This window comes from Kitasatospora sp. NPDC051914 (genome assembly GCF_040680995.1).
GTDB lineage: Bacteria > Actinomycetota > Actinomycetes > Streptomycetales > Streptomycetaceae > Kitasatospora.
The window spans coordinates 25906-40311 of the sequence record NZ_JBFAXX010000014.1; the positions used below are offsets into that span (position 1 = coordinate 25906).

Here is a 14406-nt window from a genome sequence, read left to right on the forward strand (position 1 = left end):
CGTTACCGGCGGGGGCGGCAACCGGCCACCCCCGCCGGTGTGCGGTTCAGCGCCAGCGGTAGCGGCGGCGGAGGCTGTCGACGACCAGGTTGAAGCGGGCCCGGTCCAGGGCGCAGGCCTCGCGCCGCATGCCGCCGTCCCACACCCGCATGACGCGGTCCAGCGCCACCCAGGAGTCCCGGCCGGACCTGTCCCACGGGCCGGCGCCGATCGGCACCCAGTCGCGGTCGCCGTCGTGACCCTTGCTGGACAGCATGACGGCGAGCAGGCTGCCGCCCTCCTCGCGCGCCACCACCAGCACCGGGCGGTCCTTGCCGCGGCCGTCCCGCTCCTCGTACGGCACCCACGTCCACACGATCTCGCCGGGGTCGGGGTCGCCGTCGTGCCGCGGCGAGTACTCGGTGCGGACCGGACCCACCTCGTACGCCTCGACCTCGACCGTCGCCTCGGGGCCGTAGCGGCCGGGCACGTCCTCGTTGATCAGCTCTGCCATGCGCGAAGGGTAGCGTCCGCGCCGTGTCCGCCCGATAAGCGGTGGCCCCGGCCGCCTCCCGCGGGCGAGGATCGGGCCATGGCACGAACCTTCGACGACCTGGTGGCCGAGGCCGAGGCGGCCTCCGTGGAGGGCTGGGACTTCTCCTGGCTGGACGGCCGCGCCACCGAGCAGCGCCCCTCCTGGGGCTACCAGCGGCTGCTGCGCGAACGCCTCGCGCAGGTCGGCGCCGCCCTCGACCTGCAGACCGGCGGCGGCGAGGTGCTCGCCGGCGCCGCCCCCTTCCCGCCGCTGATGGCCGCCACCGAGGGCTGGCCGCCCAACCTGGCGAAGGCCACGGCGCTGCTGCACCCGCTCGGCGCGGTGGTGGTCGCGGCCCCCGAGGACCCGCCGCTGCCCTTCGCCGACGCCGCCTTCGACCTGGTGACCAGCCGTCACCCCGTGGTGCCGCACTGGGCGGAGATCGCCCGGGTGCTGCGGCCCGGCGGCAGCTACCTCGCCCAGCACGTCGGCCCGGCGAGCGTGTTCGAGCTGGTCGAGTACTTCCTCGGGCCGCTGCCGGAGGCCGTCCGCCGCGGCCGCCACCCGGACGACGAGCGGGCCGCGGCCGAGGCCGCCGGGCTGGAGGTCGTCGACCTGCGCACCGAGCGGCTGCGGATCGAGTTCCACGACATCGGCGCGGTGGTCTGGTTCCTGCGCAAGGTGATCTGGATGGTGCCCGACTTCACCGTCGACCGGTACCGCGACCGGCTGCGCGACCTGCACGCGCTGATCGAGTCCGACGGCCCGTTCGTCGCGCACTCGGCCCGCAGCCTGGTGGACGCCCGCAAGCCCCGCTGACGCCCGGCCGCCAGGCCTCAGACCTGCGGGACGCCGCCGCCCAGTTCCGCCGGCACCGCCGAGTGCAGGGCCGCGGTGAAGGCGGCGACCGCCGGGTGGGCCGCGGCCCCGGCGCGGAAGGCCGTCCTGGTGCGCCGGTACATCGGCAGCCGGGTGAGCACGACGCCCGGCGGCGGGGCGGGCACGGTGCCCAGGTGCGGCACCAGCGCGACACCCTGGCCGACCGCCACCAGGGCCAGCACGGTGGTGAAGTCGTCCACGTGGTGCCGCACCCGCGGGGTGAACCCGGCGCTCTGGCAGGCCCGCAGGGTCATCGCGTGGCAGAGCGTGCCCGCCGGCGCCATGATCCACGGCGAGCCGCGGTGCTCGGCGACCGTGCCCGCGGCGGCCGCGGCCAGGTACATGGGCTCGGCGAAGACCGGCTGGGTGAACGCCAGTCCGGGCTCCGGCTCGGCCGGCACCAGGTCGTACTCGTGGACCAGGGCGACGTCCAGCTCGCCGGCCCGCAGTGCGGCCGCCACGGCGGCCGGGTCGACCTCGGAGACCATCGGCTCCAGCCCCGGATGGCGGGCGGCCAGCCCGGCGAGCGCGGCCGGGACGATCGCGCGGGCCGCCGACGGGTAGGTGCCGATCCGCAGCGGCCCGGCCAGACCGCGGCGGGCGTGCGCGAGTTCGGCCGAGGCCTGCTCCAGCCGCTCCAGCACCGCCTCGGCGTGCCGCACCAGGTTGCGCCCCGCGGGGGTGAGCGCGACCCGGCGGCCGGTGCGCTCCAGCAGCGGCACCCCGGCCTCCTTCTCCAGCACGGACAACTGCTGGGACACGGCGGACGGACTGAAGGCGAGCGCCTCGGCGACGGCGGCGATCGTGCCGTGGTGGGCGAGTTCGCGCAGCAGGCGCAGGCGGCGGACGTCGAGCATCGGCTCAGCTTACGAGAAGCCTCGGAAATGTGAACTGGACCTGCAGTGTGCCGGGGCGTCAGGCTCGACGGCATGGACTTGCACGGGATTCACGTACCGCTGGTCACCCCCTTCGCCGCGGACGGCTCCGTCGCCGCCGACGCCCTGGAGCGGCTGGCCGGCGAGCTGCTGTCCGCCGGCGCGGCCGGCCTGGTGGCACTGGGCACGACCGGGGAGCCGGGCTCCCTGGACGAGCACGAGAAGCGCACCGTCGTCGAGGTGCTGGCGCCGGTCTGCCGGGCCCACGGCGCCCCGCTGGCGGTCGGCGTCGGCGCCGGCGACACCCGCCGCACCGCCGAGGCGCTGGCCGCCCTGGAGGGCGTGGCCGACGCGGCGCTGGTGACGGTGCCGGCCTTCGTCCGCCCCGGCCCGGCGGGGGTGTTGGCGCACTTCCGGTACCTCGCCGAGCGCAGCCCCGTCCCGCTGATCGTCTACCACATCCCGTACCGCACCGGGCAGCGGCTCGACGCGGACGTGCTGGACGAGGTGCTGCGGCTGCCGGGCGTGGCCGGGATGAAGTACGCGGGCGGCGCCGTCGACGACACCGCGGTCGACCTGCTGGGCCGAGGGCACCGCGGGATGCTGGCCGGCGACGACGTCCAGCTCTCCGCGATGATGGCGATCGGCGCCGAGGGCGGCATCCTGGCCTCCGCCCACCTCGCCACCGGCCGGTACGCCGAACTGGCCGACGCCTGGCACAAGGGCGAGGCCGCCCGCGCCCGGGAACTGGGCCACCGGCTGGCCGCCCTCGCCCGCGAGGCCTTCGCCGAACCCAACCCGGCGGTCGTCAAGGGCGTCCTACACGCCCAGGGCCGCATCCCCAGCCCCGACGTCCGCCTGCCCCTGCTCCCCGCCACCCCCGCCGCCGTCACCACCGCCCTCACCCGCCTCGCCGAGGCCACCGCCTGAAGCCGGGGGCAGCACCAGGGGACAGCACCACAGGGGCGCAGCAAGTTCGGCAACGAATTGTTTTCGGACGAATCCCCGTCCGCGTCGACGGGACCCGGACATCTTGCGGAGCCCGTGCACCGAACCCGCAGGGGCTCCCGGCCGCGGGCCGCGGGCCGTCCCGCACGGCCGCCCACACGGTGGGACACCGCGACGGGCCGCGCCGGCGACAAGGCATGATGGCAGGGTGCGGACGGCGATCAAGCACAACCCGATCGAGCACGACATGGAGGAAACGCAATGAGGATCGGCATCGTTGGGGCCACCGGCCAGGTCGGCGGCGTCGTCCGCGAGATCCTGGCGGAACGGGACTTCCCGGTCGAGCAGCTGCGGCTGTTCGCCTCGGCGCGGTCCGCCGGGCGCACGCTGCCGTGGCAGGACACCGAGGTGACCGTCGAGGACGCGGCCACCGCGGACTACAGCGGCCTCGACATCGTGATCTTCTCGGCCGGCGGCTCCACCTCGAAGGCGCTCGCCCCGAAGGTCGCCGCCGCGGGCGCCGTCGTCGTCGACAACTCCTCCGCCTGGCGCCGCGACCCCGAGGTGCCGCTGGTCGTCGCCGAGGTCAACCCGCAGGCGATCGCCGACCGCCCCAAGGGCATCATCGCCAACCCGAACTGCACCACCATGGCCGCCATGCCGGTGCTGCGCCCGCTGCACGAGGAGGCCGGCCTGGTCTCCCTGGTGGTCTCCACCTACCAGGCGGTGTCCGGCAGTGGTCTGGCCGGCGTGTCCGAGCTGCACGACCAGGCGTCCAAGGTGGTGGACGGCGCGACCGCACTGGTCCACGACGGCTCCGCGGTCGAGTACCCGGCGCCGGGCGTCTACAAGCGCCCGATCGCCTTCAACGTCGTCCCGCTGGCCGGCTCGATCGTCGAGGACGGCTCCAACGAGACCGACGAGGAGCAGAAGCTCCGCCACGAGAGCCGCAAGATCCTCGGCATCCCGGAGCTGAAGGTCTCCGGCACCTGTGTGCGCGTCCCGGTCTTCACCGGCCACTCGCTGCAGGTGAACGCCCGCTTCGCCCGCCCGGTCGCCCCGGAGCGCGCGGTGGAGCTGCTGACCGGTGCGCCCGGTGTCGAGCTCACCGACATCCCGACCCCGCTGCAGGCGGCCGGCCAGGACCCGACCTACGTCGGCCGCATCCGGGTGGACGAGACCGTCGACAACGGCCTGTCGCTGTTCCTCTCCAACGACAACCTGCGCAAGGGCGCCGCGCTCAACGCGGTGCAGATCGCCGAGCTGGTCGCCACCGAGCTCCGCGGCTGACCGCCCCCGCACCTGCGGCCCTGTTCCCGCCCCGGCGGGGGCAGGGCCGTCCGCGTCCGCGGCGCAGGCCGGTGCCCAAGCCCTAGCGGCCGCCGGCGACCGGCATCTCCGCCGACACCGCGTCGCCCGTCCACTTGTCGCCCGGGGCGTACCACTGGAAGTCGCCGGGCCCGGCGACCGTGACCGTCGCCTTCACCGTGCCGGAGCCGGTGGAGACCGCCTTGGCGACCGTCGTCCAGCGGTGCGAGCCCTCGGGCCGGAACTGCAGGTACGCCACGCCGTCCTTGTAGCCGTGGAAGCGGTTGTCCGACCAGAACGCGCGGGCCAGCCAGCCCTGCGCGGTGATCTTCTGCCCGGCCTTCGCCTCCGCCGGCACGCCCGAGCCGGACAGCTTCGCCGCCCGCTTCAGCGAGAACCCGCCGGCCGTCTTGGCGACGTACCGGTCCCCGTCGTTGGCCTTCACCTGCAGGTCGACGAACCAGGTGCCGGCCTCGTCGTTGAAGATCTGCTTCTCCACCGGGTCCACGGTCACCGTGCCGCGGCAGACCGACTCCGTGGCGGAGGAGGCGGTGCAGCGCATCGGGCCCACCTTCAGCACCCCGTAGTTGGGGCCCCACACGCCCACCGGGTCGACCGAGCGGATGCCGGAGTCGTCCCGGGCCTCGACGACCAGCGGGAAGGTCATCGCCTTCTGCGGCCCCAGCAGGATCGGCTTGCCGTTGTTGACGGTGACCGCGGTGACCGCGGTGTCCCCGTGGGAACGGTCGGTGGTGATGGTGGGCACGGCCAGCACGGCCACTGCCGCACCGGCCGCCGCCGCGCTCAGGGCCCAGGAACTCTTCCGCATGATCCCCCCAGTATCGCCGCAGGCCATCGGTGCTCCTGCACGGCCCCGGGCGTTCGCAGCGGTTCGGCGGCGCCTCCGAGGGTAAGCACTGCCCAATTCCCCACGCCCGCGAGGGGCGTCCCACCCCCGCCCCACCGGGGGTCGTTCGGAGGAGAGGAGCGGACGTGGACCGCTGCGTAGTCCTCGTCGACGCCGGCTACCTGCTGGGCGCCGCCGCCAGCCTGCTGGTGGGCGAGCCCGCCCGGTCGCGGGTGGCCGTCGACCACGCCGTGCTGATCTCCGCCCTGCGCGAGCGGGCCGAGGCCGAGACCGGCCTGCCGCTCCTGCGGGTGTACTGGTTCGACGCCGCCCCCGAGCGGCGCCCGCTGCCCGAGCACCGGCGGCTGCGGGTGCTGCCCCGGGTCACCGTCCGCCTCGGTGCGCTGACCCGCGCCGAGGGCCGCTGGGTGCAGAAGGGCGTGGACGCGGCCATGCACGCCGAGCTCACCGAACTCGCCCGCAACCACGCCTGCACCGACGTGGTGCTGGTCACCGGCGACGGCGACCTGCTGCCCGGTGTGATGTCCGCCAAGGAGCACGGGGTCGCCGTCCACCTGTGGGCGCTGCAGGCCGCCGACGGCGACTTCAACCAGTCCGAGGACCTCGTCGCCGAGGCCGACGAGCGGCGGGTCCTGGACCGCGCCTGGATGGAGCGGTGGGTACGGCTGCGCGAGCTGCCCGCGCCGTTCCCCGCCCCCGGCACCGGGCAGCGGATCGCCGGCATCCTCGCCGCCGCCCCCGGCGTGCCCGCCCCCTCGCCGGCCGACCCGGCGCCCGCCCGCCCGCAGCCCGCCGCCGCGCTCAAGGTCGTCCCCACCCCCAAGGACCTCGCGGTGCGCTCCGCCGCCGAGCGCGTCACGGCGGACCGCACGGCCGCCGTCCACGGCGGGCCGGTGCTGCGCTGGACCTCCGACCGCGGCTGGGTGGACCGCCCGACCGCCGACACCCCGGCCACGGCCGCCGACGGCCTGCCCACCCTCGCCCAGATCACCACCTCGGCCGAGCGCTGGGCCGACCGCGAGGAGGACATCACCAGCGTCGGCGGCGACGCCCACGAAGTGGGCCAGGTCTTCGCCCGCCGCTGGATCGACCGGCTCGGCGCGGTGGACCGGCTCACCGTCCTGTGGACGGACTACCCGCGCATCCCGCACCGCCTCGACGGCGAACTGCTGCGCTACGCGGCCCGCTTCGGCCTGCTCGCGCACAAGGACGACCAGATAGACGAGGCCGACCGCTACGCGATCCGGGACGGCTTCTGGAAGGAACTCGCCACCCGCGTCCCCGGCGGACAGACCGCGATGGCCGACGACTGACCCGCGGCGCCGACCACTGAGGAGCGCTAGCGCCGGCCGCCCGAGTTGTCGGCGGAGAGCCGCTGGGCCAGGTAGATCGGGACCACCGAGAGCAGCACCAGCACCGCCGCGACCACGCTCACCACCGGTGCCTGCTGCGGCCTGGCCATGTTGGAGAAGATCCACACCGGCAGGGTCTGCACCCCGGGGCCGGCCGTGAAGGTCGTCACCACGATCTCGTCGAAGGACAGCGCGAAGGCGAGCAGCCCGCCCGCCAGCAGCGCCGAGCGGATCATCGGGAAGGTCACGTCCGCGAACGTCCGGAAGGTGTTCGCGCCCAGGTCCATCGCGGCCTCCTGGTACGAGCCGGAGGTGCGGCGCAGCCGGGCGGCCACGTTGTTGAAGACCACCACGATGCAGAAGGTGGCGTGGCCGACGACCACGGTGAACATGCCCAGGCCCACGCCGAGCGGCTCCAGCACGGTGCGGAAGGCGGTGTTGAGGGCGACGCCGGTGATGATGCCGGGCAGCGCGATCGGCAGCACCACCGCGAAGGACACCGCCTCCCGGCCGAAGAAGCGGTACCGCTGGACGGCGAAGGCGATCAGGGTGCCGAGGACGAGTGCGATCGCGGTGGCGCCGGCCCCGGCCCTGACCGAGGTCCACAGGGCGTCGCGGGCGCCGGTGCTGCGCCAGGCCTCGCCCCACCAGTGCAGGGTGAGGCCGGGCGGGGGCCAGCTCGCGCTGCGGTCGGGGTTGAGCGAGTTGACCAGGACGAGCAGCAGCGGGAGGTAGATCGCCGCGAAGCCGAGCCCGGCGGCGATCCGCAGGGCGATCCGGGCGGGGCGGGAGAAATTCATGGGGGGCCTTCGCTGTGCGGGCCGTCAGAGGCTGCCGAGGGCTCCGGTGCGGCGCACCGCGAGCAGGTACAGGACGATGACCACCACCGGGACGGTGCCGAGGGCCGCGGCCATCGGCAGGTCCAGGGTGATGTTGGAGTAGATGAGGTTGCCGATCAGCTGGGTCTTCCCGCCGACGATCTGTACGGCGATGTAGTCGCCGAGGCTGAGCGAGAAGGTGAAGACGGACCCGGCGGCGACCGAGGGCAGCAGCATCGGCAGGACCACCGAGCGCAGGGTGCGGCCGGTGCCGGCGCCGAGGTCGGCGGAGGCCTCCAGCAGGTTGTCCGGCAGGTTCTCCAGGCCGTTGTGCAGGGGGAGGACCATGTACGGCAGCCAGAGGTAGGTCAGCACCATGATCGTCGCGGTGAGGCCGTAGCCGGGGCCCTGCATCCCGAGCGGGGCGAGCGTCCAGTCCAGCACGCCGCCCTCGGCGAGGATGAGCCGCCAGGCGTACGCCTTGACCAGGTAGCTCGCCCACAGCGGGGTGAGGATGGCGACCACCAGCAGGGGCCGCCACCGGGGCTTGGCGATGCGGGCGGTGAAGAAGGCGATCGGCAGGGCGATCACGGCGCACAGTGCGGTCACCGCGAGGGCGACGCCGATGCTCCGCAGGGCGACCTGGCGGTAGACGCCGGTGGTGAGCAGGGCGGTGAAGTTGTCGGTGTTCCAGACCTTCACGACGCTGGAGGTGAAGGTGTCGGTCGTCCAGAACGCCGACATCAGCAGGACGGCGAGGGAGCCGAGGTAGGCCAGGGCGAGCCAGGCCAGCGGGGCGGAGAGCAGCAGGGACAGCTGCAGCCGGGGCCGGCGGTGCAGTGCCCCGGCGAGCCGCCGGACGGGTCCGGCGGCCGGCGCGGTGGTCGTCATGGTGCGGCTCAGCCCTTGATCCCGGCCCAGGCCTGCACCCACTCCTGGTAGGGCACGCACTCGGCGTCCTTGCGGCCGTCGACGCAGTCGGCGACCGGCGTGGTCCAGAAGTGGACGTTCTTCCAGTAGGGCTCGTCGGCGGCGTGGTAGGTGGTGCAGTGGTCCTTGGCGGCGGTCTGCTCGCAGGACTTCGCGTTGGCGGGCGCCTCGCCGAAGTACTCGGCGACCTGGGCGTTCACCTTCGGGGAGATGATCCAGTCCAGCCACTTGTAGGCGCAGTTCGGGTGCTTGGCCTTGGCGGAGACCATCCAGGTGTCGGACCAGCCGGTGGCGCCCTCCTTGGGCAGCACGGCGGCGACCGGAGCCTTCTCGGCCTGCGCGGTGTTGACGATCACCTGCCAGCTGGTGCCCACCAGGGAGTCGCCGCTCTTGAACGCGGAGATCTCCTTGAGGTAGTCGCTCCAGTATTCGCCGACGTTGGAGTTCTGCTCCTTGAGCAGTGCGACGGCCGCGTCGAACTGCGTGCGGTCCAGCGCGTACGGGTTGGTGATGCCGAGCTCCGGCTTCGTCCTCATCAGGTAGAGCGCGGCGTCGGCGATGTAGATGGGGGAGTCGTACGCGGTGACCTTGCCCTTGTACGCCGCGGCCTTGTCGAAGACCACCGACCAGGAGTCGGGCGCGGGGGAGACCTTCTCGGTGTTGTACATCAGCAGGTTGGCGCCGCGGCCGTGCGGGATGCCGTAGGAGACGCCGTCGACGGAGTTCCAGGCCTGGTTCTTCAGGCCGGCGAAGACGTCGGCGTAGTTCGGGACGAGGGCGGTGTTCACCGGGGCGGCGTCACCGCCGGCGATCAGCCGCAGCGAGGCGTCGCCGGAGGCGGACACCGCGTCGTACTGGCCGGTCTTCATCAGGCTGACCATCTCGTCGGAGGAGGCCGCGACCTTGGCGTTGACCTGGCAGCCGGTCTGCTTCTCGAAGTCGCTGACCCAGTCCGTCTCGGGGTCGTTGCCGCCGTCCTCGACGTAGCCGGCCCAGGCGATCAGGTTGACGGAGCCCTCGCCGGCGCCCAGGGACTGCTGCGCCGCGAGCTTGGGCGGCTTCGGCCCGGAGGCGGTGGTGCCGGCGGAGCCGCAGGCGGCGGCGAGGACGAGGGCGCCGACGGCGGAGGCCGTCTTCAGCGGACGGGGCATGCGCACGGGGGTCTCCACGGGGGTGAGGGGGAGGGGCTGCTGGGGGCGGGTCAGGGGGTTTCCGGGACGGCGACGTTGTGGCGGGGGTGCCACTGCAGCCGGACCCGGGAGCCGCGGAAGGCGGCGACGTCCTCGGAGGAGGTGTCGAGGTTCTGCTGGAGGGCGGTGAGCCGGCCGCCGGTGTCCAGGTCGACCAGGAAGCGGGTGGCGTCGCCGAGGTAGACGACCTCGGCGACCGTGCCCGCGACGGTGGGGTGGGCGGCCTCGCCGGCGGCCGCGGACTCGGCCAGCACCCGGATCTTCTCCGGGCGGATGCTGTAGGTGCCGGCCCGGCCGAGGACCTGCTCGGCCGCGGGGCCGGTGAGCAGGTTGGAGGCGCCGACGAAGCCGGCGACGAAGGGGGTGGCGGGCCGCTCGTAGATCTCGGCGGGGGTGCCGACCTGCTCGATCCGGCCGCGGTTGAAGACGGCGATGCGGTCGCTCATGGTGAGCGCCTCGTCCTGGTCGTGGGTGACGAAGACGAAGGTGATGCCGACCTCCCGCTGCAGCGCCTTGAGCTCGATCTGCATCTGCTCGCGGAGCTTGAGGTCGAGTGCGCCGAGCGGCTCGTCGAGCAGCAGCACCCGGGGCCGGTTGACCAGGGCGCGGGCGAGGGCGACGCGCTGGCGCTGGCCGCCGGAGAGCTGGGCCGGGCGGCGGTCGCCGAGGCCTTCGAGGCGGACGCCCGCCAGGGCCTCGCGGGCGCGCTCGGACCGTTCGGCCCGGGGCACCCTGCGGATCTTCAGGCCGTAGGCGACGTTCTGCTCGACGGTCATGTGCGGGAAGAGGGCGTAGTCCTGGAACACGGTGTGCACGTCCCGCTCGAACGGGGCGAGCCGGGTGACGTCCCGGCCGGCCAGTTCGACGGTGCCGCTGCTCGGCGCCTCGAAGCCGGCGACCATCCGCAGCACGGTGGTCTTGCCCGAACCGGAGGGCCCCAGCATCGAGAAGAACTCGCCGTCGGCGATGTCCAGGTCGACTCCGGCCACGACCTCGGTCCGGCCGAAGGACTTGCGCAGACCGCGCAGCCGGATGGCTGTCCCGTCCATGGGAGGCCCTTTCTGGTGGGGTGCGGACCCGGCGTGCCCCGACCGCTCCGGGGCGGGCCGGTGAACTTGGTGATGAAACATATGAAGTCATAGTTCTAAGTTCAAGACCCCAGTAAGGTAAAGCTTGAGCCAACGACAAGGTGGTGGCAGTGGCACAGGACGTGGGCGGCGCCCGGCGCGCGGTCTTCGCGCCCGTCGACACCCGGGCCCGGGTCGACACGGTCGTGCGGCGTCTCTCCGACGCCATCGAGCTGGGCCTCCTCGCCGACGGCGAGCAGCTGCCCGGCGAGAGCGACCTCGCCGCCCAGCTCGGCGTCTCCACCGTCACCCTGCGCGAAGCCCTGATGGCCCTGCGCCAGCAGGGCCTGGTCACCACCCGCCGCGGCCGCGGGGGTGGCAGCTTCGTCACCCTCCCCGACGCCCCCGCCGCCGACCGCCTGCACGCCCTCCTCGCCGCCTGGAGCACCGACGAGCTGCGCGACCTCGGCGACCACTGGGCCGCCGTCTCCGGCGCCGCCGCCCGCCTCGCCGCCCAGCGCACCGAACCCGGCGACCTCCGCCAGCTGCACCGCACCCTCGACGAACTCGGCGAGGCCGCCGACCCGCCCGCCCGCAGCCGGATGCTCGGCCGCTTCCACGTCGAACTCGCCGCCGCCGCCCAGTCCGCCCGGCTCACCCGCGAGGCCGTCGGCATCCAGACCGACGTCGGCGCCCTGCTCTGCCTCGTCCTCGACCGCGGTCTCGAGGAAATCCGCAATCGTCACCGCAGCGTGATCTCGGCCGTGCAGGATGGGGCGCACGAACAGGCGAGAGCCCTGGCCGAGCAGTGCGCCGAGGAGTCCGTGGCCCGCCTGATCGGCCTCCGGCTCGCGCCACCGGGCACCGGCGGTCGCTGACCGGAGGAGAGCACCCATGGGAAGCAGTCACCCGTCCGCGGGCGGCGCGGCGGACACCCCGGCCGAGGCGACCGCCGCCGACGTGGCCGCGCGGGTCCGCGACACCCTGGAGGTCGTCTTCGAGGCGGTGGCCGAGACCCTCGCCGACACCACGGCCGTCCTCACGGCCGCCGCCGACCGCGGCACCCCGCCCACCACGGGCGACCTCGCCGCACTCCGCCCCGGCCTCGAGCACCGGCTCGGCCGGCTCGGCCTGGTCTCCGGCATCGGCTTCGTCGCCGCCCCCGGCCTGCTCGCCGACGTCCCCGCCTGGCTGGAGTGGTGGCAGAGCGGCGCCGACGGGACCGTCCGCCCGCTGCTGCTCGACCTCGACCCCGGCCACTCCGCGTACTCCGACTACACGCACTGGGACTGGTACGCACTGCCCCGCGACACCGGCCTGCGCGCCGTCGCCGGCCCGTACGTCGACTACCTGTGCTCGGACGAGTACAGCCTCACCCTCTCCGCACCCGTGACCGTCGGCGGCGCCTTCGCCGGGGTCGCCGCCGCCGACGTCTACCTCTCGCACTTCGAGGCGGCCGTGATGCCCGTCCTGCGCGAACTGCCAGGACCCGCCTGCCTGGTCAACGCCCGCGGCCGGGTCGCCGTCTCCACCGACACCCGCTACCTAGCCGGCTCGCTGCTGCGCGGCCCGGACTTCGCGGCGGTGCTCACCGGCCCCGACGGCGCAGCCGACCACTACGGCGCCCGGCTGCGCGCCTGCGGCAGCATCCCGATCGTCCTCGCCACCGCCCCGGCCGGCTGACCGCACCGGCCGACCGCCGGCCGGTCGCGCCGCGGCGGCCCCCGGCAGTCCGCACCGGCCCCCGTGCCCGGTTCGGGTGCCGCGGAGCGTAAAGTCTTCTCGCGTGAGCGACACCGACCGGCAGGCACCCCCGGACCCGCCGCCGGCCCGGGACACCCTTCCGGGCCCGGCCTGCTGCACCGTCCGCGGACTGGCCAAGACCTACCGCAGCGGCAGCGGCACCAAGGCCGTCGAGGTCCGCGCGAACGCCGGGATCGACCTGACCGTGCGGCGCGGCGAGATCTTCGGCCTGCTCGGCCCGAACGGCGCCGGCAAGTCCACCCTGGTGCGCCAGCTCACCGGCCTGCTCCGCCCGGACGCCGGCACCGTCGACATCCTCGGCCACGACGTCGTCCGCCACCCCGAGCGGGCCGCCCGGCTGCTCGCCTACCTCGGCCAGGAGTCCACCGCGCTGGACGAGCTGACCGTCGCCCTCGCCGCCGAGACCACCGGACGGCTGCGCGGCCTGGGCCGCGCACAGGCCCGCGCCGAGGCGGCCGAGGTGCTCGCCGAACTCGGCCTGGAGCCGCTCGCCGCCCGCCCGCTCGCCAAGCTCTCCGGCGGCCAGCGCCGCCTCGCCTGCTTCGCCGCCGCCCTGGTCGGCGAGCGGCCGCTGCTCGTCCTCGACGAGCCCACCACCGGCATGGACCCGGTCGCCCGGCGCGCCGTCTGGTCCGCCGTGGACCGCCGCCGCGCCGAGCGCGGCACCACCGTCCTGCTGGTCACCCACAACGTGATCGAGGCCGAGACGGTGCTCGACCGGGTCGCCGTCGTCGACGACGGCCGGGTCATCGCCTGCGACACCCCGGGCGGCCTGAAGGCCCTGGTCGACGGCGACGTCCGGCTCGACCTGGTGTGGCGCACCGACGCCCCGCTCGACGTCCCCGCGGTCGCCGAACTCGCCGCCCGGGCCGAGCGCACCGGCCGCCGCTGGACCGTCCGCACCACCCCCGAGCAGGCCCGCGAGCTGGTCGCCGCGGTCACCAGCGGCAGCGCCTTCGCCGCCCTCGACGACTTCACCCTGGCCACCCCCAGCCTGGAGGACGCCTACCTCAAGCTCGGCGGACGGCACAAAGGACTCGCCAAGTGACGCTCCTCGACACCCCGGCGCCCGCCGCCGTCGCCGCCCCCGCCGAGCTCGCCCCCGCCGCCCGGCTGCTGCCCTCGCTCGCCGCGGTCTACCGCGCCCAGCTGGCCCGCGCCAAGGTGGCCCGCATCCCGCTGCTCTTCGTGGCCACCTTCCAGTCGCTCGGCATCCTGGTGATGATGCGCGGCGTCGTCGACCCCGGTGACAACCCGGCCGCGCACGCCGTGGTGGCCGGCTCGGCCGTCCTGGTCGTCGCCTTCGTCGCGCTCAACCTGCTCGCCCAGTACTTCGGCCGGCTGCGCGCCACCGGCGGCCTCGACCACTACGCCACCCTGCCGGTGCCGCCGGCCGCCGTGGTGCTCGGCGCGGCCGGCGCCTACGCCTCCTTCACCCTGCCCGGCACCCTGGTCACCGCCGCGGCCGGCGCCTGGCTCTTCGACCTGCCCACCGGCCACCTGTGGGTGCTGCTCGCGGTCGTCCCGCTCGCCGGGGCGGCCCTCTCCGGCCTCGGCGCCGCCTGCGGCCTGCTCGCCAAGCGTCAGGAGATCGCCACCCTGCTCGGCCAGCTCGGCATGTCCGCCGCGCTGCTGCTCGGCGTGCTGCCGGCCGGCAACCTGCCGGAGCCCGTCCGCTGGCTGCGCGACCTGCTGCCCTCCACCTACGGCGTGGAGGCCTTCGCCCGCACCTTCGCCCCGTCGCCGGACTGGGCCGCCGTCCTCGGCGACCTCGCGGTCTGCGGCGCCGTCGGCCTCTGCTCGCTCACCGCGGCCACCTGGGCGTACCGGAGGGCCACCCGCTGACCGTGCGACGGCGCTCCCGACCCGACCGCTTCGCGCCCGGTCGTGAAA

15 protein-coding genes are annotated in these 14406 nt (G+C 74.6%); 8 read left to right on the forward strand and 7 right to left on the reverse strand.

The genetic code is table 11. From position 1 onward, the window contains the following. Positions 1-46: 46 nt before the first annotated feature. Positions 47-493, reverse strand: a complete 447-nt coding sequence (locus tag AB0M03_RS11635) for a type II toxin-antitoxin system PemK/MazF family toxin (protein WP_363491048.1) — start codon at positions 491-493, stop codon at positions 47-49. 78 nt (positions 494-571) lie between these two features. On the opposite strand from AB0M03_RS11635, the gene AB0M03_RS11640 reads away from it, so the two are divergent. After that, positions 572-1333: a class I SAM-dependent methyltransferase gene (locus tag AB0M03_RS11640; RefSeq protein WP_363491050.1), complete on the forward strand. Its 762-nt coding sequence runs from the start codon at positions 572-574 to the stop codon at positions 1331-1333. A gap of 17 nt (positions 1334-1350) precedes the next feature. On the opposite strand, the gene AB0M03_RS11645 is transcribed toward AB0M03_RS11640, so the two are convergent. Then, complete coding sequence (locus AB0M03_RS11645; protein ID WP_363491052.1) at positions 1351-2250, reverse strand: LysR substrate-binding domain-containing protein; 900 nt, start codon at positions 2248-2250, stop codon at positions 1351-1353. A 72-nt stretch (positions 2251-2322) separates the two neighbouring features. Between AB0M03_RS11645 and AB0M03_RS11650 the strand changes: the two genes are divergently transcribed. Beyond that, the gene (locus AB0M03_RS11650; protein WP_363491054.1) at positions 2323-3198 is read left to right on the forward strand and encodes a dihydrodipicolinate synthase family protein; all 876 of its coding nucleotides are present in this window, start codon (positions 2323-2325) and stop codon (positions 3196-3198) included. A 279-nt stretch (positions 3199-3477) separates the two neighbouring features. Continuing rightward, the gene (locus tag AB0M03_RS11655) at positions 3478-4506 is read left to right on the forward strand and encodes an aspartate-semialdehyde dehydrogenase (protein ID WP_363491056.1); all 1029 of its coding nucleotides are present in this window, start codon (positions 3478-3480) and stop codon (positions 4504-4506) included. Positions 4507-4588: 82 nt separating this feature from the next. Here AB0M03_RS11655 and AB0M03_RS11660 read toward each other — a convergent pair whose 3' ends face one another. Further along, entirely contained in the window at positions 4589-5353 is a 765-nt protein-coding gene (locus AB0M03_RS11660) for a hypothetical protein (protein WP_363491058.1), read from the reverse strand. A 164-nt stretch (positions 5354-5517) separates the two neighbouring features. On the opposite strand from AB0M03_RS11660, the gene AB0M03_RS11665 reads away from it, so the two are divergent. After that, positions 5518-6705, forward strand: coding sequence for an NYN domain-containing protein (locus AB0M03_RS11665; RefSeq protein ID WP_363491060.1), 1188 nt, complete (start codon positions 5518-5520; stop codon positions 6703-6705). 26 nt (positions 6706-6731) lie between these two features. Here AB0M03_RS11665 and AB0M03_RS11670 read toward each other — a convergent pair whose 3' ends face one another. The 4 genes from AB0M03_RS11670 to AB0M03_RS11685 are packed head-to-tail and all read right to left on the reverse strand — an operon-like array spanning position 6732 to position 10731. Beyond that, positions 6732-7544: an ABC transporter permease gene (locus tag AB0M03_RS11670; RefSeq protein WP_363491062.1), complete on the reverse strand. Its 813-nt coding sequence runs from the start codon at positions 7542-7544 to the stop codon at positions 6732-6734. 24 nt (positions 7545-7568) lie between these two features. Continuing rightward, complete coding sequence (locus AB0M03_RS11675) at positions 7569-8453, reverse strand: ABC transporter permease (RefSeq protein ID WP_363491064.1); 885 nt, start codon at positions 8451-8453, stop codon at positions 7569-7571. An 8-nt stretch (positions 8454-8461) separates the two neighbouring features. Beyond that, entirely contained in the window at positions 8462-9643 is a 1182-nt protein-coding gene (locus AB0M03_RS11680; protein ID WP_363491241.1) for an ABC transporter substrate-binding protein, read from the reverse strand. A gap of 50 nt (positions 9644-9693) precedes the next feature. Beyond that, a complete protein-coding gene (locus tag AB0M03_RS11685) occupies positions 9694-10731 on the reverse strand; it encodes an ABC transporter ATP-binding protein (RefSeq protein WP_363491066.1) in 1038 nt (345 codons plus the stop codon). Between the two features lie 140 nt (positions 10732-10871). On the opposite strand from AB0M03_RS11685, the gene AB0M03_RS11690 reads away from it, so the two are divergent. The 4 genes from AB0M03_RS11690 to AB0M03_RS11705 all read left to right on the forward strand — a co-directional run bounded on the left by AB0M03_RS11690 (position 10872) and on the right by AB0M03_RS11705 (position 14358). Beyond that, positions 10872-11627, forward strand: coding sequence for a GntR family transcriptional regulator (locus tag AB0M03_RS11690; protein WP_363491068.1), 756 nt, complete (start codon positions 10872-10874; stop codon positions 11625-11627). Between the two features lie 16 nt (positions 11628-11643). Continuing rightward, positions 11644-12432 carry a hypothetical protein gene (locus AB0M03_RS11695; RefSeq protein ID WP_363491070.1) on the forward strand — a complete coding sequence of 263 codons (789 nt, stop codon included), beginning with the start codon at positions 11644-11646 and terminating at the stop codon, positions 12430-12432. Between the two features lie 190 nt (positions 12433-12622). Beyond that, positions 12623-13561, forward strand: coding sequence for an ABC transporter ATP-binding protein (locus AB0M03_RS11700; RefSeq protein ID WP_363491243.1), 939 nt, complete (start codon positions 12623-12625; stop codon positions 13559-13561). Further along, positions 13558-14358 carry an ABC transporter permease gene (locus AB0M03_RS11705; protein WP_363491072.1) on the forward strand — a complete coding sequence of 267 codons (801 nt, stop codon included), beginning with the start codon at positions 13558-13560 and terminating at the stop codon, positions 14356-14358. Before AB0M03_RS11700 ends, AB0M03_RS11705 begins: the two co-directional genes overlap by 4 nt. Positions 14359-14406 lie beyond the last annotated feature (48 nt).

Bases quoted from the DNA above. Each gene is read 5' to 3' on its own strand.
- AB0M03_RS11660 (WP_363491058.1), bottom strand. From the start codon at position 5,353: ATGCGGAAGAGTTCCTGGGCCCTGAGCGCGGCGGCGGCCGGTGCGGCA.
- AB0M03_RS11645 (WP_363491052.1), bottom strand. From the start codon at position 2,250: ATGCTCGACGTCCGCCGCCTGCGCCTGCTGCGCGAACTCGCCCACCAC.
- AB0M03_RS11675 (WP_363491064.1), bottom strand. From the start codon at position 8,453: ATGACGACCACCGCGCCGGCCGCCGGACCCGTCCGGCGGCTCGCCGGG.
- AB0M03_RS11640 (WP_363491050.1), top strand. From the start codon at position 572: ATGGCACGAACCTTCGACGACCTGGTGGCCGAGGCCGAGGCGGCCTCC.
- AB0M03_RS11655 (WP_363491056.1), top strand. From the start codon at position 3,478: ATGAGGATCGGCATCGTTGGGGCCACCGGCCAGGTCGGCGGCGTCGTC.
- AB0M03_RS11650 (WP_363491054.1), top strand. From the start codon at position 2,323: ATGGACTTGCACGGGATTCACGTACCGCTGGTCACCCCCTTCGCCGCG.
- AB0M03_RS11680 (WP_363491241.1), bottom strand. From the start codon at position 9,643: ATGCCCCGTCCGCTGAAGACGGCCTCCGCCGTCGGCGCCCTCGTCCTC.
- AB0M03_RS11670 (WP_363491062.1), bottom strand. From the start codon at position 7,544: ATGAATTTCTCCCGCCCCGCCCGGATCGCCCTGCGGATCGCCGCCGGG.
- AB0M03_RS11635 (WP_363491048.1), bottom strand. From the start codon at position 493: ATGGCAGAGCTGATCAACGAGGACGTGCCCGGCCGCTACGGCCCCGAG.
- AB0M03_RS11685 (WP_363491066.1), bottom strand. From the start codon at position 10,731: ATGGACGGGACAGCCATCCGGCTGCGCGGTCTGCGCAAGTCCTTCGGC.
- AB0M03_RS11695 (WP_363491070.1), top strand. From the start codon at position 11,644: ATGGGAAGCAGTCACCCGTCCGCGGGCGGCGCGGCGGACACCCCGGCC.